Source organism: Pseudomonas sp. RIT409, from assembly GCF_003052515.2.
Taxonomy (GTDB): domain Bacteria; phylum Pseudomonadota; class Gammaproteobacteria; order Pseudomonadales; family Pseudomonadaceae; genus Aquipseudomonas.
Map to the genome: position 1 here is coordinate 154,006 of NZ_QARE02000012.1, position 24,337 is coordinate 178,342.

At 62.3% G+C, this 24,337-nt stretch carries 22 protein-coding genes; 5 read left to right on the forward strand and 17 right to left on the reverse strand.

Features of this window, described 5'->3' with window-relative positions:
- The first annotated feature begins 130 nt into the window (after positions 1 to 130).
- Positions 131 to 544 (forward strand): hypothetical protein, encoded by a 414-nt coding sequence (locus DBP26_RS16565; protein ID WP_108238640.1) that lies wholly within the window; start codon positions 131 to 133, stop codon positions 542 to 544.
- A 113-nt stretch (positions 545 to 657) separates the two neighbouring features.
- Here DBP26_RS16565 and DBP26_RS16570 read toward each other — a convergent pair whose 3' ends face one another.
- The 8 genes from DBP26_RS16570 to DBP26_RS16605 all read right to left on the reverse strand — a co-directional run bounded on the left by DBP26_RS16570 (position 658) and on the right by DBP26_RS16605 (position 9,198).
- Entirely contained in the window at positions 658 to 2,049 is a 1,392-nt protein-coding gene (locus DBP26_RS16570; protein ID WP_108238607.1) for a HAMP domain-containing sensor histidine kinase, read from the reverse strand.
- A complete protein-coding gene (locus tag DBP26_RS16575; protein WP_108238608.1) occupies positions 2,027 to 2,710 on the reverse strand; it encodes a response regulator transcription factor in 684 nt (227 codons plus the stop codon). The genes DBP26_RS16570 and DBP26_RS16575 overlap by 23 nt, the downstream gene beginning before the upstream one ends.
- Before the next feature lie 158 nt (positions 2,711 to 2,868).
- Positions 2,869 to 3,762, reverse strand: coding sequence for a formate/nitrite transporter family protein (locus DBP26_RS16580; protein ID WP_108238609.1), 894 nt, complete (start codon positions 3,760 to 3,762; stop codon positions 2,869 to 2,871).
- Positions 3,763 to 3,928: 166 nt separating this feature from the next.
- Complete coding sequence (gene pncA, locus DBP26_RS16585) at positions 3,929 to 4,573, reverse strand: bifunctional nicotinamidase/pyrazinamidase (RefSeq protein WP_108238641.1); 645 nt, start codon at positions 4,571 to 4,573, stop codon at positions 3,929 to 3,931.
- 5 nt (positions 4,574 to 4,578) lie between these two features.
- On the reverse strand, positions 4,579 to 5,544 hold the full coding sequence (locus DBP26_RS16590) for a D-2-hydroxyacid dehydrogenase family protein (protein ID WP_108238610.1): 966 nt from the start codon (positions 5,542 to 5,544) through the stop codon (positions 4,579 to 4,581).
- Positions 5,545 to 5,677: 133 nt separating this feature from the next.
- A complete protein-coding gene (locus tag DBP26_RS16595) occupies positions 5,678 to 6,331 on the reverse strand; it encodes a DUF1345 domain-containing protein (protein WP_108238611.1) in 654 nt (217 codons plus the stop codon).
- Between the two features lie 108 nt (positions 6,332 to 6,439).
- On the reverse strand, positions 6,440 to 7,783 hold the full coding sequence (gudD, locus tag DBP26_RS16600) for a glucarate dehydratase (RefSeq protein WP_108238612.1): 1,344 nt from the start codon (positions 7,781 to 7,783) through the stop codon (positions 6,440 to 6,442).
- A 65-nt stretch (positions 7,784 to 7,848) separates the two neighbouring features.
- Complete coding sequence (locus DBP26_RS16605) at positions 7,849 to 9,198, reverse strand: MFS transporter (RefSeq protein ID WP_256600783.1); 1,350 nt, start codon at positions 9,196 to 9,198, stop codon at positions 7,849 to 7,851.
- A 327-nt stretch (positions 9,199 to 9,525) separates the two neighbouring features.
- Here DBP26_RS16605 and DBP26_RS16610 point away from each other — a divergent pair, with 327 nt between their 5' ends.
- Entirely contained in the window at positions 9,526 to 10,239 is a 714-nt protein-coding gene (locus DBP26_RS16610) for a FadR/GntR family transcriptional regulator (protein ID WP_108238613.1), read from the forward strand.
- 27 nt (positions 10,240 to 10,266) lie between these two features.
- On the opposite strand, the gene DBP26_RS16615 is transcribed toward DBP26_RS16610, so the two are convergent.
- Positions 10,267 to 11,379: an alpha/beta fold hydrolase gene (locus tag DBP26_RS16615; RefSeq protein WP_256600868.1), complete on the reverse strand. Its 1,113-nt coding sequence runs from the start codon at positions 11,377 to 11,379 to the stop codon at positions 10,267 to 10,269.
- Positions 11,380 to 11,597: 218 nt separating this feature from the next.
- Between DBP26_RS16615 and DBP26_RS16620 the strand changes: the two genes are divergently transcribed.
- Positions 11,598 to 12,683 carry a sugar diacid recognition domain-containing protein gene (locus DBP26_RS16620; protein ID WP_108238615.1) on the forward strand — a complete coding sequence of 362 codons (1,086 nt, stop codon included), beginning with the start codon at positions 11,598 to 11,600 and terminating at the stop codon, positions 12,681 to 12,683.
- A gap of 20 nt (positions 12,684 to 12,703) precedes the next feature.
- Here the strand turns inward: DBP26_RS16620 and DBP26_RS16625 are convergent, their stop codons facing one another.
- The 5 genes from DBP26_RS16625 to msrB all read right to left on the reverse strand — a co-directional run bounded on the left by DBP26_RS16625 (position 12,704) and on the right by msrB (position 18,668).
- Entirely contained in the window at positions 12,704 to 13,654 is a 951-nt protein-coding gene (locus DBP26_RS16625) for a VTT domain-containing protein (RefSeq protein ID WP_108238616.1), read from the reverse strand.
- Between the two features lie 102 nt (positions 13,655 to 13,756).
- Positions 13,757 to 15,196, reverse strand: a complete 1,440-nt coding sequence (locus DBP26_RS16630) for a catalase (RefSeq protein ID WP_108238617.1) — start codon at positions 15,194 to 15,196, stop codon at positions 13,757 to 13,759.
- Positions 15,197 to 15,538: 342 nt separating this feature from the next.
- A complete protein-coding gene (gene msrA, locus DBP26_RS16635; protein ID WP_108238618.1) occupies positions 15,539 to 16,258 on the reverse strand; it encodes a peptide-methionine (S)-S-oxide reductase MsrA in 720 nt (239 codons plus the stop codon).
- A gap of 27 nt (positions 16,259 to 16,285) precedes the next feature.
- Entirely contained in the window at positions 16,286 to 18,106 is a 1,821-nt protein-coding gene (locus DBP26_RS16640) for a cytochrome c biogenesis protein DipZ (protein WP_108238619.1), read from the reverse strand.
- Positions 18,107 to 18,149: 43 nt separating this feature from the next.
- Positions 18,150 to 18,668, reverse strand: a complete 519-nt coding sequence (gene msrB / locus DBP26_RS16645) for a peptide-methionine (R)-S-oxide reductase MsrB (RefSeq protein ID WP_108238620.1) — start codon at positions 18,666 to 18,668, stop codon at positions 18,150 to 18,152.
- Between the two features lie 171 nt (positions 18,669 to 18,839).
- Here msrB and DBP26_RS16650 point away from each other — a divergent pair, with 171 nt between their 5' ends.
- Both DBP26_RS16650 and DBP26_RS16655 read left to right on the forward strand, forming a co-directional pair.
- The gene (locus tag DBP26_RS16650; protein WP_108238621.1) at positions 18,840 to 19,562 is read left to right on the forward strand and encodes a response regulator transcription factor; all 723 of its coding nucleotides are present in this window, start codon (positions 18,840 to 18,842) and stop codon (positions 19,560 to 19,562) included.
- Positions 19,562 to 21,061 (forward strand): HAMP domain-containing sensor histidine kinase, encoded by a 1,500-nt coding sequence (locus tag DBP26_RS16655; protein WP_108238622.1) that lies wholly within the window; start codon positions 19,562 to 19,564, stop codon positions 21,059 to 21,061. The genes DBP26_RS16650 and DBP26_RS16655 overlap by 1 nt, the downstream gene beginning before the upstream one ends.
- Before the next feature lie 60 nt (positions 21,062 to 21,121).
- Here the strand turns inward: DBP26_RS16655 and DBP26_RS16660 are convergent, their stop codons facing one another.
- From DBP26_RS16660 to DBP26_RS16670, 3 genes are all read right to left on the reverse strand, one after another.
- Positions 21,122 to 21,754: a response regulator transcription factor gene (locus tag DBP26_RS16660; RefSeq protein ID WP_108238623.1), complete on the reverse strand. Its 633-nt coding sequence runs from the start codon at positions 21,752 to 21,754 to the stop codon at positions 21,122 to 21,124.
- A 31-nt stretch (positions 21,755 to 21,785) separates the two neighbouring features.
- Positions 21,786 to 23,144 carry a cache domain-containing protein gene (locus tag DBP26_RS16665; RefSeq protein WP_108238624.1) on the reverse strand — a complete coding sequence of 453 codons (1,359 nt, stop codon included), beginning with the start codon at positions 23,142 to 23,144 and terminating at the stop codon, positions 21,786 to 21,788.
- A gap of 262 nt (positions 23,145 to 23,406) precedes the next feature.
- On the reverse strand, positions 23,407 to 24,039 hold the full coding sequence (locus DBP26_RS16670) for a LysE family translocator (RefSeq protein ID WP_108238625.1): 633 nt from the start codon (positions 24,037 to 24,039) through the stop codon (positions 23,407 to 23,409).
- Positions 24,040 to 24,337: the final 298 nt, after the last annotated feature.

Here is a 24,337-nt window from a genome sequence, read left to right on the forward strand (position 1 = left end):
CCGTTAGGAAGGCGCGCAAGGAGCTTTCATGGGGCATTCATTTGTTGTTCATCCGGGCCAGGCGCAGGCTGATCTCATCGAAGTCCCCCCTGGACCACAGGGCGCTTTTCAACTCGCTGAGGATCGTGTCATGAACGCCAAATCATTATTGCTGGTACCTGCGTTGGGGCTGGTCGCTGCCTTGTCCGGGTGTGCGGGGCCGATGCCAAAAGCCGACCCCAATGAAGCCTGGATCGGTTTGCAGGAAGAACCTTCGGGGACGTTGCTGGCGGAAGACGTGGACGGCAAGCGCTTGAATGACGGGCGCTACTTCGACGTCAAGCCTGGCGCGCACACCCTGGATGTGGACCTGATCGTCGAAGGCACGGGTAATAACGATGACCAGATGAACTGTGAAGCGGGCATCACGTTCAGCCAGTTCAAGGCGGGAGAGCGCTACACACTCGTGGAATCGAGCCTTGGCGAAGAATACCGGGTCCGGTTGGAGGATGCCCAAGGCCATCAGCTGGGGCACACCAAGGACTTCACATGCATGCCCGGCTGAGCCGCCCCAGTTGATCCATGTTCTGTCGAGCCCAGGGTGCCAAGACCTTGGGCTTTTTTCTTGCGCGTTGAGCGGTTTTCGGCAACGGTCCCCGGCGGCGTGGCGTCTCGTGTTCACCCCAACGCCAGCACCTGTCGACACTCTAGCACCAGACTGGCGCCGCCCGACGGGCTGCTGCCGATGCGCAGTTTGAAGCCGTGCAGATTGACGATCGCTGCGACGATCGACAGGCCCAGCCCGAAACCACTCTGTTGGTTGCCGGTTTCGCTGCGATAGAAGCGCTTGAACACCGCTTCGCGCTCGGCGTCCGGGATGCCGGGGCCGGTGTCCTGAACTTCGATGAAGGGCGTTTCGCCCTCGGCCCGTGCAATCATCAGCACTTGGCCACCCGGCGGGGTGAATTTGATGGAGTTGCTCAGCAGGTTCGATAAGGCTTCGAACAGCAGTGCCCGGTCGCCCACCAGCGGGGGAAGGTCGTCGGCGATTTTGAGTTGCAATGAAATGCCGCCTTCTTCGGCCAGCGGCAGGTAAAAATCGAACAGCTCCTGCAGCAGTGACACCGGGTCGAGTTGGCCGAAAGCGGACCTTCGCTGGTGGTCTTCCAGCTCGGAAATGCGCAACAGCCCGCGAAACCGCGCCATGAGGGTGTCGGCGTCGGCGATGACCTGGGCCATCTGCTCCCCGTGGGGCGAATCCTCCGCCGATTGTTGCTGTATGCGGTAAAGCTGCGCACGCAAACGGGTCAGCGGGGTGCGCAGGTCGTGAGCGATGTTGTCGCAGACACCCTTGACCTCGTTCATCAGGCGCTCGATGCGGTCGAGCATGGCGTTGACGATGTCCGCCAGCATGTCGATTTCATCCCGACGGTCCGACACGGGCAAGCGCCGGGTCAGATCCCCCGTCACGATGGCTTCGGCGCTGGCTTGAATGGCGCCGATGCGCTGCAGGGGTTGTCGCCGTAGTAGGTGCCAGCCCAGCGCGCCGGGAATGATGGTCAAGGAGATGCCCCACAACAGCGCGCGAAGGATCAGGGTGGTCACGGCGAACAGCGAGCCGTTGTCCCGCACCAGTACCAGCCAGCGGTTGTCGAGGGTGTGAATGGCCACCGCATCGCAACTGGCCCTGGGCAGGTCCGGATCGTCCGATTGAATGCACGTGTCGAGTTCTTGAATCTGACCGTTGAGGGCCAGGCCTTCGGGGATGCTGTCGATCGGACCGCTGATGGGGTTGAGGTCATTGTCGAACAGCCCGTAGGCGTCCACGGTGCGGATGTCGAATTTGTCGCTGGTGCGCAGCGCATCGTCCAGTTGCTTGCCCTCGAAGCGCGAAAACAATTGCTGGCGCTGCATCAGCGAGTGGCGGGCGAGGGTGTTCAGGTAGTTGGTGACTTCCCAGTACAGCACCCCCAACAGAATGCTGCTCCAGGCCACGAAAAGGAAACTGTAGAGCGCCAGCAGACGGCTGCTGGAGGAGCGCCAGCCCTTAGACGGGTTCGGCAATGACATAACCTGAGCCTCGAACGGTACGTATCAGCGGCGTCAGGTTAGGGGGATCGATTTTCTTGCGCAAGCGGCCGATGTGCACGTCGATGAGGTTGGTGCCTGGGTCGAAGTGATAGCCCCAGACCTCTTCGAAGATCATCATGCGGGTGATGATTTGTCCGCTGTTGCGCATCAGGAATTCCAGCAGTTTGTATTCGGTCGGCAGCAGGTTGAGCTGCTGTCCGGCGCGGCTGGCTTCACGGGTGATGAGGTTGAGTTCCAGATCGCTGACCTTGAGCATGGTTTCCGCCTGGGTGACGGGGTTACTGCGGCGCAGCAGGACTTCCACCCGAGCGGCCATCTCATCGGAGGCGAAGGGTTTGGACAGGTAATCGTCACCGCCCGCGCGCAGGCCGCGAACGCGTTCGTCGACGTCGGACAGGGCACTGATCATCAGGATCGGTGTGGCGATACCCAGCGCGCGCATAGTGGTGACGATGGCCAGGCCGTCCACTTCAGGCAGCATGCGGTCCAGGGTGATCAGGTCATAATCGCCGCTGACGGCGCGCACCAGGCCCTCGCGGCCATTGTCGACCCAGTCGACGGACAGGCCGTGGCTGCTTAACTCGGCGACGATTTCCCGGGCGGTCACGGCATCGTCTTCGATGGTCAGAATTCGGGTCATTGGATTACCTGGAGCAGGTTGCAACGGAAGACTTCATTCTGCCTTTAAACGTAGCCGGTATTTCTTAAAAATAATTTAAGTACCGGGCGGTATCGATGGAGTGGGTACATCCGCCCTGTTGCAGCGCGGCGTGCTCCCGCTGCGCTGCAACAGCGTGGTCACACCTCGTTGGCTTTTGCCGAGCGCTTGGGCTTTTGGGCCGAAGGTGAGTCTTTCTTCGGCGCGTCGCTCTCGCTGCGAATCTGTGCATGGCTGAGCAAGGCGAAGATAAAGCTCCCCCCAATGATGTTCCCGGCCAGCGTCGGCCCGGCGAACACCTGCCAGAACTCACGCCAGCTCAATTCCCCGGCGAACACCAGATACGAGACCTCGGCCGAGCCCACGACGATGTGGGTGAAATCCCCCAGCGCCATGAGGTAGGTGATCATCAGAATGATCCACATCTTGGCGTTTTCCATGGAGGGAATCATCCACACCATGGTGGCGATCATCCACCCCGAGACAATGCCCTTGGCGAACATCTGGGTCACGCTGTTTTCCATGACCTTGCGGCCGATCTCCAGAAACGCTTCATCGGTCTTGCCGTCGAAAATCGGCAACTCCAGCATGACGTAGGCCACCAGCAGCGTGCCGCACAGGTTGCCGATCAGCACGGTGGTCCACAGGCGCAGTAACCGCCCGAAGTTGCCCAACGTCGGTTTGGTCATCACGGGAAGCACGGCAGTGAGGGTGTTCTCGGTGAACAGTTGCTGGCGGGCAAGGATCACCGCCAGAAACCCCGCGCTGTAGCCGACGCTGGCGATCACTTTGAAAGCTTCGCCGTCCGGCAATCGGGAATTGAGCAGCCCCATGGCCATCAGCGACAGGCCCATGGTCAGCCCGGCGGCCAGGGCCGACCAGAACAACGCTGCCACGTTTCGCTCCAGCTCCTGGTCGCCCTGCATGCGGATGGTTTCATGCAGGACCGCCGCGCGTGGCGGCTGGTTTTCATCGATGTCGCGTTCTTCTTCGGGGGTGAGCCCGGGGGTCTTGCCGTCTTCTTCGTCTGCCATGGCGCAATCTCGCGGAGTGTCGTGCTGCTGCTTCAGACACGCGGCGTCGATCGTCGTTCGCTGACAGGTCTCGTTAAGGCATGCGGAACGGTTGCGCGATCCGTTCAGGGGCAGGGGATGCCTGGCAACGCGCGACCGTCGATACCCAGAACGCTGCGTCGGGCGGTCAGCCTGCCAGGTCGGTGCTGTCGATGAGCGCCACCCCCGCTGCCGTCATGTCCCGCCACGCCTTTTCCAGCGATCCATCCAGGTCAATCGCTTTGCAGGCGTCGGCGATGACCCAGGTGTTGAACCCTGCAGCCCGCGCATCCAGCGCCGACCAGGCCACGCAGAAGTCCAGCGCCAGCCCGACCACGAACACGCTGTCGATGCCGCGCTCTTTCAGATAGCCTGCCAAGCCGGTCTGCGTGGTGCGGTCGGCTTCGACGAACGCCGAGTAGCTGTCGATGCCTGTGTTGCAGCCCTTGCGCAGAATCAGTTGCGCATGCGGCGCATCAAGCTCGGCATGCAGCGCGGCACCGTGGGTGCCTTGAACACAATGGTCCGGCCACAGGGTCTGCGCGCCGTAGGGCAGGGGAACGCTGTCGAACGGTGCCCGTCCGGGGTGAGAGGAGGCGAAGGAAATGTGCCCGGCCGGGTGCCAATCCTGGGTCAGCACCACGTTTCGGAACTGGGCGGCCAACTGATTGACCCGGGGCACCAGCGTATCGCCATCGGCCACCGCCAGCGCACCGCCGGGCATGAAGTCGTATTGCATGTCGATGACCACCAGGGCCGCACGTGGGTCGGAAGGCAGTCGGGAGAGGGGCATGGTCATCAGGCGAGCGTCCGGATCGGGGCACCGGCGTGCCAGGCTTGAATGTCTTCGATCATCTGGCTGAAGAACAGGCGGTAGTTGTTCTCCGTCACGTAACCGACATGGGGCGTGGCCAGCAGATTGGGCAACGTGCGGAACGGATGATCGGCGGGCAACGGCTCGATGCTGTACACGTCGAGTGCCGCGCCGGCGATTTTTTTCTGTTGGAGGACTTCGACCAGTGCGTCTTCATCGACGATCGGGCCCCGCGCGGTGTTGACCAGATACGCCGTTGGCTTCATGCGATTCAGCGATTCTGCGTCCACCAGCCCCCGGCTGCGGTCGCTGAGGACCAGGTTGACCGAGATGATGTCCGACTGTTCGAACAGCTCTGCCTTGCTGACATAGGTGGCGCCGTGTTCGGCCGCGCGTTCAGCCGTGAGGTTTTCGCTCCAGGCGATGACGTTCATGTCGAAGGCCTGAGCGTAGCGTGCGATCTTCTGGCCGATGCTGCCCAGGCCGACGATCCCCAGTGTCTTGCCATACAGGTCGCTGCCGATGCCGATCTGCCAATGGCCTGCGCGCAGTGAGTTGGCTTCCTCGACCAGGTTGCGGGTGACGCCCATGATCAATGCCCAGGTCAATTCGGGGGCCGCGTATTTATAGCTGTCGGTGCCGACGACCGTGATGCCCAGGCGTGCGGCAGCCTTGAGGTCCAGCGCCGCGTTGCGCATGCCGCCAGTGACCAGCAGCTTCAATCCAGGCAACCGGCTGAGCAATGCCTCATCGAACAGCGTGCGTTCGCGCATGACGCAGACCACGTCGAAGTCTTTGAGTCGCGTTGCCAGGGTGGCGGTATCGGCAGGGTAGTCATGAAGGAAGCTGACGCGGGCGATGGGCTCGAGGACGGTCCAGTCCGCTGCCGCCTGCGCAACGCCTTGCCAGTCATCGATCACTGCGACGTTCAGTGTGGAACCCTGGGTCATTTCGGTCAGCCCTCATGGTGTAAGCACATTGGAATTGTGGGCGCCAACATACGCCTCGCAGGCGCCAAGTGGAACCCCGATTCGGCGGGGGCAGCCGGTGGCAGGGCGGGTGGGCACGGCGTCGTCGGCCGCCTCAGTTGAACAAGCCCGCCGCGATATTGATGGAAAACCCGAGTATCGAGGTGTTGAACAGAAAGCCGATCAACGACTGCGCGAGGACCACCTTGCGCAAGCTGCGCGTGGCGACCCCAACGTCCGAGGTCTGCACGGCCACACTGATGGTGAAGGAGAAGTACAGGAAGTCCCAGTAATCGGGGTTCTGCTCGCCATCGGCAAAGCGCAGGGCCGCGTCTTCACCGCCCCAGGTATAAAACATCCGCGCATAGTGGAGGCTGAAAATCACCCCGATCAGCAGCCAGGACCCCACGATGGTCACGCCGGTGAAGGCGTAATGCAGCGCTTTGTCGCCGGACGGCATGTCCTTGATGCCGGACAGCTCAAGCACGATGGCGGCGAGGCTGGCAATCGCCGCCACGCACACCAGCACCAGCACCCAGCCGGCGTTTTCATCCTCGACTTCGGCAATGCGCCGCACGTCCTCGGCGTTGGACCTGGCCGTGCGCAGCATGATCAACGCCATGTAGATCCATCCGGCCACGTTCCAGGCAATCAGGAAGTCGCTGGTCAACGTCATGCCAGGGGCGAAGAGGGCGGAGGCAATACCGGCAGCGATGCCCAAGGCAACGGCCAGGGTCAGGCGAGGGTGGGTCTGGGTCAGGCGCGTCATGGGCGGGCTTCATGCACGGAGATGCGCAGAGCCTAGCACGGCGGCGCGGTAGCAGGCGCGGGCAGGGAACCACGCGCCGGCGGGACCAGGGGGCGAAGCACCGCGCGCTCAGCGAACCAGGCAGGGCTGCTTGTTGTTGAATTGCCAGTTGGGGATCAGGCACTGCATTGCCACGCTGTCGTCCCGGGCGCCCAGCCCCATGCTTTTGTACAGCGCGTGGGCCTTGTGCACCTGATCCAGATCGATCTCGATCCCCAGTCCCGGCTTTTCCGGCACCTTGATGTGGCCGCCGATGATCTGCAGCGGTGCCTTGGTCAGGCGCTGGCCGTCCTGCCAGATCCAATGGGTGTCGATGGCGGTGATCTGGCCCGGCGCAGCGGCCGCGGCATGGGTGAACATGGCCAGCGAGATATCGAAGTGGTTGTTCGAATGCGAGCCCCAGGTCAGGCCCAACTCGTTGCACATCTGCGCCACCCGCACCGAACCCTGGAGGGTCCAGAAGTGCGGATCGGCCAACGGAATGTCCACCGATTGCAACTGGATGGCATGGCCCATTTCCCGCCAGTCGGTGGCGATCATGTTGGTCGCGGTGCGCAGCCCGGTGGCGCGACGGAATTCGGCCATCACCTCACGGCCTGAGTAACCGTTTTCCGCGCCGCAGGGGTCTTCTGCATACGCCAGCACGCGGTGCTGATCGCGGCAAAGACGAATCGCTTCTTTCAACGACCACGCGCCGTTGGGGTCAAGGGTGATGCGTGCCTCTGGAAAACGCTCGGCCAGAGCCGTCACGGCCTCGATCTCGGCGTCTCCACTGAGCACCCCGCCTTTGAGTTTGAAATCCTCGAAGCCGTAACGCTCGAACGCAGCTTCGGCCAGGCGCACTACGCGCTCGGATGTCAGGGCCTCCTCGTGACGGAAGCGGAACCAATCATTGTCGGCCTCTTCTTCGGTGCGGTAGGGCAGGTTGGTTTTCTTCTGGTCGCCGACATAGAACAGGTACCCGAGCATTTTCACTTCGTCACGCTGCTGGCCTTCGCCGAGCAGGGCGGCCACAGGCACGTCCAGATGCTGCCCGAGCAAATCGAGCACGGCAGCCTCGATGCCGGTCACCGCGTGAATGGTGATGCGCAGGTCAAAGGTTTGCAGGCCGCGGCCGCCGGCGTCTCGCTCGCCGAAAGTCCGGCGCACCTGGTTGAGTATCTTCTGGTAGTTGCCCAGGGTGTTGCCGACCACCAGCGAGCGGGCATCTTCGAGGGTCTGGCGGATTTTTTCGCCGCCGGGAATTTCCCCGACACCGGTGTGGCCGGCGTTGTCTTTCAAAATGACGATGTTACGGGTGAAGTAGGGCCCGTGCGCGCCGCTCAGGTTGAGCAGCATGTCGTCGTGACCCGCCACGGGGATGACCTGCATCTCGGTAATGACGGGTGTGCTGCCGGTAGGGTGTAAGGACATGACTCGATCCTTGTATAGGCGAGGCGCCGCCAGGCGGCACCGTGGGTCGGTAAAAAGGTGATGGCTCAGGAATGGCTATGCGTGACGTCAGCGCTGGCCAGCGGCTCGCCACCCGGCTTGCGGGTAGTGCGCACCGTGAACACCAGGATCGCGGCGATGATCGAGGTCGCGGTCAGCCCATACAGGCCGCCTTGAATCGAACCGGTCTGTTGTTCGAGAAGGCCGAAAGCGGTTGGGGCGACGAAACCGCCCAGGTTGCCCAGTGAGTTGATCAGGGCAATCACCCCCGCCGCGATACGGGCGTCCAGATAGCCCTGGGGAATCGGCCAGAACAGCGACGACGCCGATTTGAATCCCAGCGCGGCAAAGCAGATGGCGATGAAAGCGAACACCGGCCCTCCCGTCGTGGACATGAACATGCCCGCCGCTGCAATGAGCAAGGCGCAAGCCACCCAGGCTTGCTGGTGCTTCCACTTGGCGGAGAGCGAGGCGAACCCGTACATGGCGACGATGGCAATGAACCAGGGGATCGAGTTGAACAGGCCAACCTGGAAGTCGCTCAGATCGCCCATCTTCTTGATGATGCTCGGTAACCAGAACGTCGCGGCATAGATCGTCAATTGGATGAAAAAGTACATCAGGCAAAACAGGATGATCTGCGGGTCCTTGAGCAACTGACCCATGGACAGCTTCACCGGACTGGCCGCTTCACGCGCGCGCTGCTCGTCGTCGATGGCCGTGGTCAGCGCGTCCTTTTCTGCCTGCGTCAACCAGTTGGCGTCTTGCGGCCGGGAATCCAGCCAGAACCAGACGAAGAAACACAGGCCCACCGAGAACATCCCCTCGATGAAGTACATCCATTGCCAGCCGTGCATGCCCAAGCCCTCGATCTGCAACAGCAGGCCGGAGAGGGGGCCGGAGATCAGCGACGCGAAGGCCGAACCGCTGAGGAAGATCGCGATCGCCTTCCCACGTTCGACGCCCGGCAGCCAGCGAGTGAAGTAATAGATCACGCCGGGGAAGAAACCGGCTTCTGCCACCCCGAGCAGGAACCGCAGGATATAAAAGTGGGTTTCGTTCTGGATAAAGGCCATCGCGGCGGCGACCAGCCCCCAGGTGAACATGATCCGGGTCAGCCAGAGACGCGCGCCGACTTTTTGCATGAGGATATTGGAGGGGACTTCGAACAACGCATAAGCGATGAAGAACAGCCCGGCGCCGAAGCCGTAGGCGGATGCGCCGATGCCCAGGTCATGTTCCATGTGGCTACGCACGAAACCGATGTTGACCCGGTCGATGTAGTTGACGATGAACATGATGACGAACAGCGGCAGCACATGGCGCTTGACTTTGGAGACGGCCGTCTGGAGGACGGAGGGCTCGGCATCATCCAGCGGGGATGAGGATGTGTTCACTGGCGTAACTCCCACTCATTATTGTTATGCGGGTTGTCGTGCAGGGCAGGGTGAGGCCCTGTTGCCAGTCATCATACAAGTAAAAGTACCGGCTGCAAGGCGAATTTGCTGGTCATTCTGCAAGTTGACCAGCAGACTAAGTCGGCTTGTATGACAAGTTGAACGACCACTGATGGCGCGTTACAAGCCCGGTACCGGCAGGGCTGCGTGGAGGTCTCGTTCAGCCATCGGAAGCCGATTACCCGAATTCCAGGCACGCTTTTTTCAGCAAAACAGACAAGTATTCACGCGTTGCAAAACGATCTTCGACAGCCAGGACCGCCGCCCATGCCAACACCTGCCCGACTTCCGAAACTCCGGCGACAGCACAGCCTGGCCACCGATCTGGTGACCGACCTGAGTCAGCGGATCCTTTCCGGGCATATCGCCGCAGGCGAAAAATTGCCCTCGGAACACGAGATGGTTCGCGAGCACGGCGTCAGCCGTACGGTGGTGCGTGAAGCGATCTTCAAATTGCAGGCGTCAGGATTGGTGGAAACCCATCAGGGCAAGGGCACCTTCGTTCTGCCACGGTCCGCGTCCGGCGGCCTGCACCTGAAGGTCGAAACCGTGTTTACCGTGCGCCACATCATCGAGCTGCGGATGGGGCTGGAGACCCAGGCCGTGGCACTGGCCGCTCAACGACGCACGCCTGACCACCTCGCTGCAATGCGACAGGCCCTGGATGACTACCAGGATTTGCTGGCCAAGGAAGACAGTTGCGTGGAGGCGGACCGTCGTTTTCACTTACTGATCGCCGAGGCGACGGGCAATCCTTACTTTCTCGACATCCTGCAGAACCTGGGACAGGCCATCATTCCGCGCAGCGGTATCGGCTCCAGCGAGCGGGCAGGCACTCGGCTGACCCACCATGCGTACCTGGCGAACCTGGAGCACGAAGCGATTCTCGCCGCGATCGGCCGCCAGGACCCGGACGCCGCCCGCGCCGCCATGTGGACGCACCTGAGCAACAGCCGCGAGCGCCTGGCCCCGGCGGATTAACCAGCGGGCCTAGTGGGGCATGCACGGTTAACGGGTGCTCTCCAATACCCCCATCAACACCCCCATCTGCCAATCGAAATAGGGATTGAACGTCAGCCTTGCGAAAACTTTCCCCGGTTCGCGATGCCCCCAGTCCGAATACCAGACCGGTTCTCCATCCAGGCATTTCTGCATGGCAGCGGCTTCTTGGCCATTCCAACAGATGCGCTGGCTGCCGTCCTTGCCGTAGAGCGGATCTTGCGGTGAAAACATCAGCCCCATGTGCGAGAACTGGGCGATCCGGTAGGCCGGGAGGTCGTCGGTGCGCACCTTGACCCGCGGGGTGCGGGCGGTCATGGCTGGGGAAGCGCCATACCAGATCAACCGACTGGCCGGATGGCTGAACCGGGTGTTGAAGCTGTCCAGTACATAGGCGGTGTCCAGCACGGAGTCGTGTTGGGTGATGGCCACGAACACCGGCTTCTCATAGTGGCGAGTTTCCAAACGTTCCTGGGCGAGCAGCGCACTGCGGTAGAACTGTGCAAAGCCGTTGGTGGGCACGTTCAGGTAGCGGACCGGTGTCTGCATCGGGCGGTTACCGTCGCTCGGGCTGGCCAGCCAGGGACGGAACCAGCCGATGTATTGGGTCAGCCAGGCGTAGGTGTTGGCAGGGCGGAACGCGGGAGAGAACAGCACCAGGCCGGCGATGTCCGAGCGGTCGTAGGCGTAATCCAGCACCAGGTTGGCCCCGGTCGAAAAACCACCCAGGTACACCGTCGACACCTCGCGCTGCAGGGCGGCGGTCTGTTCGCGGACCACCTGCTGCCACTGTTCGAGCGTCACATCGAGCATGTCCGACGGCTTGCTGCCGTGTCCCGGCAGCAGCACCGTACGCACCAGGAAGCCCTGATCGGCCAGCGCCTGGCCCACATCATGGAAGGACCAAGGCGAATCCCCCAGCCCATGCACCAACAGTATCCCGCGTTTGGCCACGCCATTCGGTCGCCACTCTTGGGGTGCATTCCATTCCAGTTCTGCCCCATGGTCGCGGGTCTGGAAGTCACGGTGCTGTTGGAGCCAGGCGACGGTTTGCTGGCGATACTCGGCGAAGCTCGCTTGGCCTAGGGGCACGTCATTGGACGCACAGGCGTGCAAAGCCAGGAACGAGAGAAGGGCGAGGGCGTGTCTGGGCAAGATGGCGTGATCTCATTGCAATTTCAGTGCTCTCCCTGCACTGTGCCATGACCTGGGCCCGGCAGGTAGCTTAACTGCCCGCAGACGTGTCGGAACCCGGTGTCCCCCTCAGGCAGACCCTGTGAATCAAGACCACGCCATGACTCAGACGCATCTTCAATCCCTGTATCGTCCGGACATCGCTCATGTTCGCCCTTGATCATGCCTTGGCCCAGGACATCGTCGACCGAGCGATGGCCATCCTGCCGTGCAACGTGAACGTGATGGATTACCTGGGCATCATCATCGGCAGCGGCGAGGCCGAGCGTCTGTACACGCGGCATGAAGGCGCGCAATTGGTGTTGGCCAATCGCCGGGTGGTGGAGATCGATTCCCATACCGCCAAGCGACTGAGCGGTGTGCGGCCGGGCGTCAACCTGCCGCTGATGCTGGACCGGCAACTGGTGGGCGTGCTGGGCATTACCGGTGAACCGGACCAGGTGCGGGTCTATGCCGAGCTGGTGAAGATGACCGCGGAAATGTTGATGGAGCATCGGCGCCAGCAGGCCGATCAGCAATGGCGACATCAGCGCAGTGAGGACCTGCTGGCGCGTCTTTTACTGGGCGACAACCCGGGGCATCTGATCGATGAAGCGGAGCAATTGGGGTTGCAACCTCATTTGACTCGCCAGGCCGTGGTGATCGAACTGCCTGACGGTGCCGGGTACGCCGGTCAATTGGCCGCTTGGCTGAATGGGCGTTACGCCAACAGTTGGTGCGTCTCTTGTGAACCCCAGCGCGTGCATTGGTGCAGGGCGGCAGGTAAAGACCGTGAGGACGCCTTGCTGCTCGAGCAGTTCGACGAGCAGGGCTGGCCGGTGGTGCGCATGGCGACGGCAGAGCCTTCTGCCGATTTGAGCGAGTTGCGCCATGCCTGTGCAGCCGCGCGGGACCTGCTGGAATACGCCCGCGTCGCACAACCTCAACAACGTCTGTTGCGGCTGGCCAGCCACCGTCTGGCGGTGCTGTTCTGGCGCCATCGTCACGATTGGCTGGCCGAGGGGGTGGCCGAACCCTTGAAGGGGCTGCAAGGCCATGCTCAATTGCTGGATACACTGCGTGCCTGGTTCGATTACAGCGGGGAAAGCCAGGCCTGTGCCGACGCCTTGGGGATTCACCGCAACAGCCTGCGCTACCGTCTGGAAAAAATTGCCGAGCTCAGCGGCTGTAACCCTTACCGCACCGATGAGTTGCTGCGTCTGTACGTCGGCATGCAGATGATGCCTCGCTAGCGTCAGCTCGGGCTTGCCGCTCAGGCCGCTGCAGGCTTGTCGACGAGCGCCGGTTCCCCTTCGGCCTCGCGCCAGGCATCCAGTCCACCCACCAGGGCCTTGCCACGGGTCAACCCCCGAGCACGCAGCCTTTCCGCCAGTAACGCCGCGGAAAGCTCGTTGGGGCAGGCGCAGTAGAACACCATGTCGACATCGGTCAGTTGTTCGACCCACGGGTCCAGCGGCTCTTCCAGGCTGATGGAAATCGCGCCAGGGATGCCGTCCACCACGTGGGTGTGGAAGGTAGGGCGCACATCGATGATGACCGGCGGCTCGTCTGTGTCGCGCAACGCTAACAGTTGCGGCACGGTGATGCGCGGGATTTTGGCCGTGCGCCGGGCCAGCCGACGACGCTTCCAGTACTTCCAGCCGATGAACAGGCCCAACGCGAGCAGCACGCCGCCAATGGCCACGGGCAGGTAGCCGGTCAGCCAACTCAGCACAGGAATGATGGCATCGGTGAAGAGCATGCCGAGCAGCAACGCGGACCCGGCCCAGATGAACGAGCCGGCCAGCGAATAGCGCATGAACAGCGCGAATGGCGTGGCGTTCATCCCTGCCACGGTGGTGACCAGGGCGCCGGCGCCCGGCAGGAATTTGGACAGCAACATCGCCCGTGGCCCGACGCGGTCGTAGACGTTGAGGCCTTGACGAATGCAGGTGTCTTGAGAGAGGGAGATCTTGCAGATGGATTTCAGCAGCACGGCGCCGTAGCGTTTGCCGGCCAGGTACCACAGCGAATCGGCAATCAGGCAGGCGAGCATGGCGATCAGCACGCCGGCGCCCAGCAGCGGTTTGCTTTGCATCGCCAGCGCACCGGTGACGATCAGGGTCGGATAGGCCGGCACCGGCAGGCCGATCTGCTCCAGCAATACGTTGACGAAGACCAATAGCAGGCCGTGGCTTTCATTCAATTGCTGCAGTTCGTTCATGGCGAAGACTCGGATCAACGAACGCCGCCGGGCAGCGTTCGAGGCAAAAGGGGCTTCATTAACGTGGACTGAAGCCCCTTTTGTGTCAACGCCGACGAGGCGTTATCCGCCGAGTTTCTCGATCGCGGCGGCGACGCCCGCGCCATACGCCGGGTCGGCCTTGGTGCAGTTGTCGATGTGGCGTTGCTTGACCAAGGCCGAGGCGCCATTGATGGCACGCGCGGTGTTGTCGAACAGCACCTGCTGTTGTTCGGCCGTCATCAGGCGGAACAGCGCGCGCGGTTGCGAGTAATAGTCATCGTCGTCTTGGCGGAAGTCCCAGTTGGCAGCCGCGCCATGCAATTGCAGCGGCGGCTCGGAGAAGTCCGGTTGTTCCACCCACGCCCCCTTGCTGTTCGGCTCGTAACCGATGGTGCCCCCCGCGTTGCTGTTGACCCGCATCTGGCCGTCGCGGTGGTAGCTGTTGACCGGGCACTTGGGCGTGTTGACCGGAATCTGATGGTGGTTGACCCCCAGCCGGTAGCGCTGGGCATCGCCATAGGAGAAGAGCCGCCCCTGGAGCATCTTGTCCGGGGAGAAGCTGATGCCGGGCACCACATTGGCCGGGTTGAACGCCGCCTGTTCGACATCGTGAAAGTAGTTGTCGGGGTTGCGGTTGAGCTCCAGCACGCCGACCTCGATCAGCGGGTAGTCGGCATGCGGCCAGACCTTGGTCAGGTCGAAGGGGTGGACCCGGTACGTGCTGGCGTCCTGTTCAGGCATGATTTGCACGAACAGTTTCCACTGCGGGAATTCGCCTTTTTCGATGGCTTCGTACAGGTCGCGCTGATGGGTTTCGCGATCATCGGCGACCAGGCTCGCTGCTTCCTGGTCGGTCAGGTTTTCGATGCCTTGCTGGGTTTTGAGGGTGAACTTGACCCAGAACCGTTCGTTGTTCGGGCTGATGAAGCTGAAGGTGTGGCTGCCGAAGCCGTGCATGTGGCGATAGGACTTGGGCAGGCCGCGATCGCTCATGACCACCGTCACCTGGTGCAACGCTTCAGGCAGTGAGCTCCAGAAATCCCAGTTGTTGTCGGCGCTGCGCATGTTGGTGCGCGGGTCACGTTTGATCGCGTGGTTCAGATCAGGGAATTTCAGCGGGTCGCGCAGGAAGAACACCGGCGTATTGTTGCCCACCAGGTCCCAATTGCCTTGTTCGGTGTAGAACTTGACCGCGAAACCGCGGATGTCGCGCTCGGCGTCGGCCGCCCCACGTTCGCCGGCCACGGTGGAGAAGCGGATGAAGATGTCAGTCTTCTTGCCGATCTCTGAAAACACTTGGGCCTTGGTGTAGCGGGTGATGTCGTGGGTCACGGTGAAGGTGCCGAAGGCGCCCGAACCCTTGGCATGCATGCGCCGCTCGGGAATCACTTCACGGTCGAAATGCGCCAGCTTTTCCAGCAACCAGACATCTTGCAACATCAGCGGGCCGCGAGGGCCGGCCGATTGGGAGTTCTGGTTGTCGACGACGGGTGCTCCCGCCACGGTGGTCAGTTTATTCATGATCAGGCTCCGGTTTAGAGAGGTTCAGTGTCGAGGCATCCTTCTCGGCTGTATTGGACGCTCGTGCGCCTCTTTTCAGCCCTGCAGGGCCATCCATGACTGCTCTGGGGAGCTGTCACAGGTCGCACAGTCACTGCGGTGAAGAAACAGCGGGAAGGACTCAACCCAGGCAGGGCCCGATGAGCGTCGTACGGGGCGGGTGTTAGGAAAAAAATGAAGGCTGGAAGATTGTCCATTTCGCTCCTCCTATCAAAAAAAAAGACGCCCCAGAGGGCGTCAAAAGAGGAGAGCGTGGGCGCACGGCAGTCAAGGCCTTTGCGTGGCGTTTCAGGGTGTCCCGTGCTATTTCGCCGTCTGGAGCAGCACGGGCTGTTCGCTGTAGCGGGTGGCGAACAACTGCTTCAACTGACTGACCTTGGGTAAGTCATTGACCACGATGTAGGGGTAGGTCGGGTGAGTGGTGAGGAAGTTCTGGTGGTAATCCTCTGCCGGGTAGAAGCCGTTGTAGCGCTCGATTTGGGTCACGATGGGCGCGCCAAAGGCTTTCGCTGCATCGAGCTGGGCGATATAGGCCTGGGCCACGGCTTGCTGCTCGGCATTTTCCGGAAAGATGGCGGAGCGGTATTGGGTGCCGTGATCCGGGCCCTGGCGGTTGAGTTCAGTCGGGTTGTGGGCGACCGAGAAGAAGATCTGCAGCAACGTGCCGTAACTCACCTGCGAAGGGTCATACGTGATCTCGACCGACTCGGCGTGCCCGGTATCGCCCTCGCTGACTCGCTCATAATGGGCGGTGTCGGCGCTGCCACCGGCGTAGCCCGATACCACTTGCCGAACGCCCTGAACATGTTGGAACACGCCCTGAACGCCCCAGAAACAGCCGCCGGCGAGCACCGCCTTTTCGGTGCCGGCGGTGCTGACCCTTTCGTCTTTCTGCGGCGGGGCGATGCTCACTGCGTCTTCACCGGCAAACGAGCAGGCGGCGGTTTGCAGCACGACCACGCCGAGCGCCAGACGCAGGCTGTTGCGACGTAGACCGGATAACGCAAGGCTGAACGTTTTCATATCAAGCACTCCTGAGCTGCACGGGGATCAACCGAAAGTGAAGGCGTAGGCCGACACTCCCGGATCACTGAATTCGATGGTGAAGGTGTGATCGGCGACGTCGCCGGGCTGGCGGACCAACTGGTAAAGGCGTTGCTCGGCCACGATCCCGCTGCCGTCAGGGGCGACGTCGCTGCCGTGTGCATCGCCCGGTGCCTTGCCGTCGAGCGTGACCTTGAATCGCACGGGCTTGCCATCGCTGCCCGGGCCCAGGACCAGGTGCAGGTCCCGGGCGTGAAAACGGTAGACGATCCGGCCATGGGCAGCGTCGAGGCGGGCGCGCTCGGCGCCGATGTTCCACTGGCCCTCCAGCCCCCAACTGTTCAACGTCAGATCCTGCGGGGCGCTGTAGGGGGCGCCGCGGTCGTGGCTCGGGCCACCGGGGGACACGAAGTGTTCGGCACGTTCATAGCCCAGGTAGGTTTCCGGGGACTTCGCATCGCCCAGGTCAGCAGCCTGCTGCACGCCCTGGCCATTGGCGTCGATCAAGTCATCGGCCACTTGACGACTGCCCGCCTCGCGCAGCAGTGCCTGGATGACCCGCTCGGATTCGTCGTAAGCGCCTTCGCCGAAGTGGTGGTAGCGAATCCGGCCCTGGGCATCGGCGAAGTAGTGGGCCGGCCAGTACTGGTTGTCGAACGCCCGCCAGATCCTGTACTCGTTGTCGATGGCCACCGGGTAGTCGATACCCAGGTCCTTCATGGCGCGGGTGACGTTATTCACGTCACGCTCGAAGGCGAACTCCGGCGCGTGGACGCCGATCACCACCAGCCCCTGGTCACGGTATTTGTCCGCCCAGGCTTTGACGTAGGGCAGGGTGCGAAGGCAGTTGATGCACGAGTACGTCCAGAAATCGACCAGCACCACTTTGCCCTTCAATTGTTCGGCAGTCAGCGGCGCCGAGTTCAGCCACTGCACGGCACCCTCCAGTGGGGGCAACTGGCCTTCGACCGGTAGGGCCGACGTGCTGCTTATGGCGGCCCTCATCATCGCACCGGAAGCCTGCATGCTGGCGCCGGCCGGGTCTCTGCCGGGGATGTTCTGCGCCATCATTGCCCCGCCCTGCAGGGCCCCATTGCCCTTGTCGTCGCTGGCCAGTCGACCGACGAGTGCCTGCTCCAGGCCGCCCGTCGACGCGGTGGACACGCGGGCGAGAATGCCGGTGTCCAGCCCCAACGCAATGGCGCCGACACCGGCAAGCATGGCCGCACCCAGGCCCCGACGAATCCACTCACCGGCACCCAGCGAGCGCTTCATTGCCTTGAACACCTGGCCGCCCAGCAGCAGGGCGAGGGCCAGCGAAGTGGCCGCACCCGCAGCGTAAGCCAGCAACAACAGGGTGGTACCGACACTGGCTCCTTGGAGCGCTGCGCCGGTCAGGACCAAGCCCAGGATCGGACCGGCACAAGGCGCCCAGAGCAGGCCGGTCGCCACGCCGATCATCAATGAGGCCCACGGACGGGGGCGGGCGTCCACGCCGGCGCGCTCGGACAGTCGGCTGCCGGCGGCCACCAAGGGACGTGTCAGGCGCTCGGCAAGTTTGGGCAACAGAAGCGTCAGGCCGAACAACGCCACGAAGGCCAGCGCCAAGCCTCGGCCATACTGGTTGAGCTGGACCACCCAACTGCCGCCCACCGCCGCGAGGCTGGCGACCAGCGCAAACGTCAGCGCCATGCCGACCAGCAACGGCAGGCCGCTGCGCACGAAGGGTTGCCCGGTGCGGGCGAACACGAACGGCAGCACCGGCAGGATGCAGGGACTGACGATGGTCAGCACGCCGCCGAGGTAAGCGAGGAGGATCAGAAGCATGGGGCGGTTCCTTCAATCGATGTTCGGGTGTGAATGACGCGGGTCACGCGCCTGCCCCGGCAAACGTCATCGCCAGGCCGTTCATGCAGTAGCGCAATCCAGTGGGTTTCGGGCCGTCGGTAAAGACATGCCCCAAATGCCCGCCGCAGCGTCGGCAGTGGACTTCCTTGCGCAGCACGCCGAACGAGGTGTCCGTTCGCACGGCGGTGGCGTTGTCCAGTGGCGCCCAGAAGCTCGGCCAGCCGGTATGGCTGTCAAACTTGGTGGTCGAGGCAAACAGCGGCAGCTGGCAACCGGCGCAGGCGAAGGTGCCCGTGCGGTGTTCATCGTTGAGCGGGCTGCTGTAGGGCCGCTCGGTGGCTTCGCGGCGCAGGACCTGAAACTGCTCGTCGCTGAGCAAGGCGTGCCATTCGGCGTCGCTGTGGCTGACTTCGAAGCTGCCCACCGGCCCGTCTTGCGGCACGAGGGTTTCACCGTCGGCCCACTTGGGCAGTAGGCCCAACGCGAGGGCGGCGCTGCCAATGCTTCCACTGATTACCAGAAACTGTCGTCTTGAAACCATGTTCGACTCCTCGGCACGGCCCGCTGACACGGGCGACTGCGATGAGCCAAGGTTAGGCGGGCGCTGTTCCCCGAATCCTCACCGAGAGTTAAACAATTCGTGATAACTCAACGACGGCAAAATCGGCACAATGGGTGCCATCGTGCATCGCACTGGCGAGGTTTGCTTTTCATGGATCAGCCCAAACGCATTCTGGTGGTCGAGGACGACAGTCATATCGCCGACCTGATCGGCTTGCACCTGCGGGACGAACAATTCGAGGTGGTGCACAGCGCCGATGGCGAAAAGGGCTTGCGCTTGCTGGAACAGGGCGGCTGGGATGCGCTGATCCTCGACCTGATGCTGCCGGGCGTCGACGGACTGGAGATCTGCCGCCGCGCCCGGGCCATGACGCGCTACACACCGATCATCATCACCAGCGCCCGTTCCAGCGAAATGCACCGCATCCTTGGCCTTGAGCTGGGCGCCGACGATTACCTGGCCAAACCCTTTTCGATGATGGAGCTGGTCGCCAGGGTCAAGGCCCTGCTGCGCCGGGTGGACGCCATGGCGCGCAACCTGAAAATGGACGCGGGCAGCCTTTCCAGCGCCGGGCTGTTCATCGATCCGCTGACCCGTGATGCTTCCCTGGACGGCCGCTCGCTGGACCTGACGCCTAGGGAGTTCGATCTGCTGTATTTCTTCGTGCGCCAACCCGGCAAAGTGTTCTCGCGCCTCGACTTGCTCAACTCGGTCTGGGGCTATAACCACGAAGGCTATGAACACACCGTCAACACGCACATCAACCGCTTGCGGGCCAAGATCGAAGTCGATCCAGCTCAGCCGTTGCGCATCCTGACGGTGTGGGGGCGGGGATATAAATTTGCCGGCCCCGGCGACGCAGGAGAGGCGTGATGAAGATGACCCTCACCCAGCGTTTGTCGCTGGTGTTCGCGCTGTTGCTGCTGATCTGCTGCGGCACCTCCGTGCTGCTGCAGGTCCGCTCCAACAAGATGCACGAATTGGAAGTGGTCCAGGGCCTGTCTCGCGACCTGGCCCAGCACATCGCCCGCGACACCCAGTTGATGGACGCCAATGGCCTGAAGCCCGATGCCGTGCGCGAGCTGTTCAGCCAACTGATGCTGGTCAACCCCAGTGTCGAGGTGTATCTGCTGGATGGCGAGGGCAGGGTCGTGGGCGATGCAGCCCCCAAGAACCGCCTGGTGCGTGACCGCGTGGATCTGGCACCGATTCGCCAACTGCTGGCCGGGGCGCCGTTACCGATCCTGGGGGATGACCCACGCAGTGCGCAAACGCGCAAGGTGTTCAGCGCGGCGCCGCTGATGGTGATGGGCAAACCGGCCGGCTTTTTGTACGTGGTGCTGTTGGGCGAGGCCCACGACCGCTTCGCCGAGCGCGGTGCCACCAGTGAAGCGTTGCGCACGGCGCTCTGGTCGATCGGCCTGATCGCCTTGCTGTGCCTGTTGGCGGGCCTGACCGCCTTTGCCTGGATTACCCGTCCCTTGCGACGTCTGACCGAGACGGTCAGCCAATTCGACATCAACGCCGCCCCCGTCGCCCTGCCGGCTTCGGGGCTCGAACCGGCGGGACACGGCCATGACGAGATCGCCGTGCTCGCGGCGACCTTTGCACAGATGCAGAACCGCTTGAGCGAGCAATGGCAGACCCTCACTCGCCAGAGTCAGGACCGCCGGGAACTGGTGGCCAACATCTCTCATGACCTGCGCACGCCGCTCGCGTCGTTGCACGGCTATCTGGAGGTGCTGTCGGTCAAGGACGCGACATTGAGCTTGGAGGAACGGCGTCGGTATCTGGGCATCGCACTGGAGCAGAGCCGCAAAGTGGGAGGGCTGGCCCAGTCATTGCTCGACCTGGTGCGGCTGGAACATGGTTTCGTGGTGCCGGTGATCGAGCGCTTTTCGCTGACGGACCTGGTGCAGGACATCTTCCAGAAGTTCGAACTGTCCGCCCAAAGCAAGGGCGTCAACCTCATACCCCGCTTCGGGGCCTCCATTCCCGGCGTGTATGCGGACCTCGGGTTGATCGAGCGGGTGCTGACCAACCTGTTCGACAACGCGTTGCGCCATACGCCGGCGGGGGGCGAGATCCGCATAGCGCTGCAGCCCCGCGAGGCCCATGTCGATGTGACGGTCAGCGACACCGGGCCCGGGATTGCGCCCCCCCTGCGCGAAGGCCTGTTCCTGCGGCCGTTCAACATTGGCGGTGCGCGCCGAGACGGTGGGCTGGGATTGCGGATCGTGTACCAGATCCTGCAATTGCATGGGCTGCGGATCGAGTTGCTCGACGTTCAGGGGCAGGGCGCGACGTTCAGGTTTGCGCTGCCGGTCGATGAGGGCACGGCGCTGCAAGGGGTGCCGATGCCGGCGCGTTGAGTCGTCCTGGCCGTTTGTCGCCGCACGGCCGAGGGTTTACGGCCAAGCGGCAGTGGCGCCTCAAGGCACCAGCAACCCGTGCTCCATCGCGTATTTCACCAGCCCCGCTGGCTTGTCGATGTTCAGCTTGCGCCGAATGCTCAGGCGATGGGTTTCCACTGTGCGCACGCTGATCGCCAGATTCCGGGCAATCGTCTTGTTGTCCAACCCCTTGGCCAGCCCCACCAGCACTTCCACCTCACGGGGAGTCAGTTCGTTGTCGTCGACTTTTTTCGACACCAGCTTGAGGGTCACTTCCGCGCTGTAGAAGGTGCCCCCCGTGGCGATGGCTTCGATGGCCGCGACGATTTCCCGCGACGGTGCGTTTTTCAACACGTAGCCACTGGCACCGGCGCGGATCGATGTGGCGACGTATTCCTGGTTGTCGTACATGCTCAGAATCAGAATCTTGATCCTGGGGCAGCGCTGACGGATCAGCCGGGTCAACTCCAGGCCGTTCATGTCTTGCAGGCCGATGTCCACCAGCAGGATGTCCGGCTTGACGTCTTCACACATCGCCAGGCCTTGCGCCGCGTTCTCGGCTTCGCCCACCACTTCGAACAACGGCCGCGTGGAAAGCAGCGCGCGTACACCGTCGCGGACCAGGGAATGGTCGTCGACCAAGGCAATGCGGATGGGCTGGCTGGCGCTCATGCGAGGCGGGGTTCCTGTCTGGGTGGATGGATCAGGCGGCGATGCTCACCGGCATGACCACGGTCAACTCGCTGTGTCCGGGCACCGAATACAGGTTGAGCTGGCCGTGGAAATGCTCGACGCGTTCGCGAATATTACGCAAACCGATGCCCCCCTGTATCTCCTGCAGGTGGTTGACGTCCACCTTGAAGCCGACCCCGTCATCGCGCACTGTCAGTTGGACCTGTCGCTTGGTGCCCCGCAAGTCGATGAAGACGTTCTGGGCATGGGCATGACGTTCGACGTTGGTCAGCGCCTCCTGAAGGATGCGGAACAAGGCCACGGGGGCGCCCTCGGCCAGCTTCAGGTTGCCCAGATCGTGACGATAGTGAATGGTCAGCCCGGTTTGCTGTTCGAATTCGGCAACCAGTTGCGTGACCGCTGCCGCCAGCCCCAGGGTGTCGAGCAGGGAAGGGCGCAAGTCGTGGGAGATGGTTCGGATCTCGCCGATGGCTTCACCCAGCCGCTCGGTCCCTTGGCGCAAGGTGTCGAGGCCGTTCGGGTCATTGCCCTCCAGTTGCAGACCGGCCAACTCCAACTGGAATTTGATTGACACCAGTACCTGGCTGATGCCGTCGTGCAACTCACGAGACAGCCGCGAGCGCTCTTCCTCTTGCAGATTCATGATGCGTTGGTTGAGCAACTGCAACTTGCGGTCCGCTAGACGGTGTTCGCTGGCGTTCAGTGTCAGGCCGCAGATGAACACCAGCAACACCGCGATCAGCGCCACGGCGCCGATGTCGAGCATGGTGGCGTAGATCCCCCGTGCCACTTCATGACGCGCCTGTTGGGTGGCGCGCTCGACGTCCTCCAGATAAATGCCGGTCCCGAGCATCCAGCCCCAGCGTTTGAGCATGACCACGTGGGCGAGTTTGTCGGTGACTTGTCCGGTGGAGGGTTTTTCCCAGGCGTAGTGTTGGAAGCCGTCGCCGGACTGAGCGCTGTTCAGCAGGGCCCGGATCACCAGCAGGCCTTGGGGATCGGTCATGTTCCAGAGGTCCTTGCCGACCAGCGCGGCTTGTCGGGGGTGCATCAGGTTGCGGCCGTTCTGGTCATACACGAAGAAATAGCCGTCGATGCCGAAGCTGAGTTTGGCGAGTTCTTCGAGGACTTGCTGTTTGGTCCGATCGTCGTCACGGCCACTGTCGTAGATCGGGGCGAGGGCGCTCATGGCCATTTCGACGTAGTTTTTCAGTTCTGCGCGCTTGCTGGCCAGGATGCTGTCTTCGATCAGTTGCGCTTGTTGTTCGCCCAGCCGCTGGTTCTGCACGATGACCAGGGCGCAGATGACGCAGACGGCGAGGATCAGCGGCAGGATGCCCAAGGCGACGATCTTGTGTTTGAGTTGCATGGGGCATCCGGGAAGCTGTTTTGTTATGGAGGGTATTAGACACGTATTGATTCAGGCTGGCACCTGGCTCTTGCAGCGTGTTCGCTGATGTCATCGGCCAAGGCCTGCTCAGCGTTCTTGTCTGCGTGGACCCTATTGTCCCCGGGTTGACGACGCTTCCAGCGCCGCCATCAGGGGGCGCTATGGCCCCATTCGTGCGCTGCTACGCCGCTGCATCTTCGAATGCTTCACGAACGGCCCCTTGGGTACCGTCTCCCAAACCCTACCTCCCGGATATAAACGTCAAGCGGCAAGCCAGCCCGAGGAACACCGCGCCGAGCATTTGATTGAATCGCTTGGCAATCCTGGCATTCGTAGCCAGCTTGCTCCCGACCTTACTCGCCAACACAATCACAGAGCCGTTCACGAGCAAGCCCACGACGTTCAAGATGGTCGCGAATAGCAACATCTGAGCGATCATCGAACCTTTGGTCGGGTCAACGAATTGTGGAAAGAGCGCTAATACAAAGAGTGCCATTTTCGGGTTTAGCAGATTGGTCAGCAGGCCTTGCCGGAAAATGCGCAGGAGAGGCGTGGGGGTTAGGGTTCCATCGGCCTTGAGCGGCGATACAGCGGATGTAAAAGCTTTCCAAGCAAGAAATGCAAGATAGGCAGCACCCACGAACCGGACGACGTCGTATGCAGTGGGGATGTTGACCATCAGTTGTGATAATCCCAAGGCCGCAGCCAGTGCGTGGCAGTAGGTGCCTACCTGGATACCTGCCAGCGACATGAACCCCGAAGCCCTGCCTTGGCTCATGCTTCGGGAAGCAATCAATAGCATATCCGGGCCGGGCGTCAGCGTAAGCGCAAGGCAAGCACCTGTGAAAAGTACTGCTACGGAAATATCGATCATAACGTCCACTCCCTGGTGCGAAGTCGTCTGTGCGAGATGCCGGATTCTACAAGACAGTGCTCCCTTTTAGGAGTTGCCACTTTGGCTCTGGTGTTAGAAGGGTGGGCCCGCCAAGTGTTGGATCAAATGGCGGTACCGATCCTCAAAGAACTGGAGCCGTGGGGCCAGATGTAGGCGAGCTGATCCATTGGCGAGGGTGACGCAAACGACGCTCTGCTCTTGCTCTTGATCCTCCTACACAAACAGCCCAGCCACCGCCGAACGCGACTTGGGTGCAGGCTGAGCGGAGGTGTCGTGG

Coding starts and splice junctions, on each gene's coding strand:
- gudD (WP_108238612.1), bottom strand. CDS start 7,783: ATGTCCTTACACCCTACCGGCAGCACACCCGTCATTACCGAGATGCAG.
- DBP26_RS16590 (WP_108238610.1), bottom strand. CDS start 5,544: ATGACCCAGGGTTCCACACTGAACGTCGCAGTGATCGATGACTGGCAA.
- DBP26_RS16620 (WP_108238615.1), top strand. CDS start 11,598: ATGTTCGCCCTTGATCATGCCTTGGCCCAGGACATCGTCGACCGAGCG.
- DBP26_RS16595 (WP_108238611.1), bottom strand. CDS start 6,331: ATGACGCGCCTGACCCAGACCCACCCTCGCCTGACCCTGGCCGTTGCC.
- DBP26_RS16670 (WP_108238625.1), bottom strand. CDS start 24,039: ATGATCGATATTTCCGTAGCAGTACTTTTCACAGGTGCTTGCCTTGCG.
- DBP26_RS16625 (WP_108238616.1), bottom strand. CDS start 13,654: ATGAACGAACTGCAGCAATTGAATGAAAGCCACGGCCTGCTATTGGTC.
- DBP26_RS16580 (WP_108238609.1), bottom strand. CDS start 3,762: ATGGCAGACGAAGAAGACGGCAAGACCCCCGGGCTCACCCCCGAAGAA.
- DBP26_RS16650 (WP_108238621.1), top strand. CDS start 18,840: ATGGATCAGCCCAAACGCATTCTGGTGGTCGAGGACGACAGTCATATC.
- msrA (WP_108238618.1), bottom strand. CDS start 16,258: ATGAAAACGTTCAGCCTTGCGTTATCCGGTCTACGTCGCAACAGCCTG.
- DBP26_RS16565 (WP_108238640.1), top strand. CDS start 131: ATGAACGCCAAATCATTATTGCTGGTACCTGCGTTGGGGCTGGTCGCT.
- DBP26_RS16610 (WP_108238613.1), top strand. CDS start 9,526: ATGCCAACACCTGCCCGACTTCCGAAACTCCGGCGACAGCACAGCCTG.
- DBP26_RS16640 (WP_108238619.1), bottom strand. CDS start 18,106: ATGCTTCTGATCCTCCTCGCTTACCTCGGCGGCGTGCTGACCATCGTC.
- msrB (WP_108238620.1), bottom strand. CDS start 18,668: ATGGTTTCAAGACGACAGTTTCTGGTAATCAGTGGAAGCATTGGCAGC.
- DBP26_RS16575 (WP_108238608.1), bottom strand. CDS start 2,710: ATGACCCGAATTCTGACCATCGAAGACGATGCCGTGACCGCCCGGGAA.
- DBP26_RS16660 (WP_108238623.1), bottom strand. CDS start 21,754: ATGAGCGCCAGCCAGCCCATCCGCATTGCCTTGGTCGACGACCATTCC.
- pncA (WP_108238641.1), bottom strand. CDS start 4,573: ATGCCCCTCTCCCGACTGCCTTCCGACCCACGTGCGGCCCTGGTGGTC.
- DBP26_RS16570 (WP_108238607.1), bottom strand. CDS start 2,049: ATGTCATTGCCGAACCCGTCTAAGGGCTGGCGCTCCTCCAGCAGCCGT.
- DBP26_RS16655 (WP_108238622.1), top strand. CDS start 19,562: ATGAAGATGACCCTCACCCAGCGTTTGTCGCTGGTGTTCGCGCTGTTG.
- DBP26_RS16630 (WP_108238617.1), bottom strand. CDS start 15,196: ATGAATAAACTGACCACCGTGGCGGGAGCACCCGTCGTCGACAACCAG.
- DBP26_RS16665 (WP_108238624.1), bottom strand. CDS start 23,144: ATGCAACTCAAACACAAGATCGTCGCCTTGGGCATCCTGCCGCTGATC.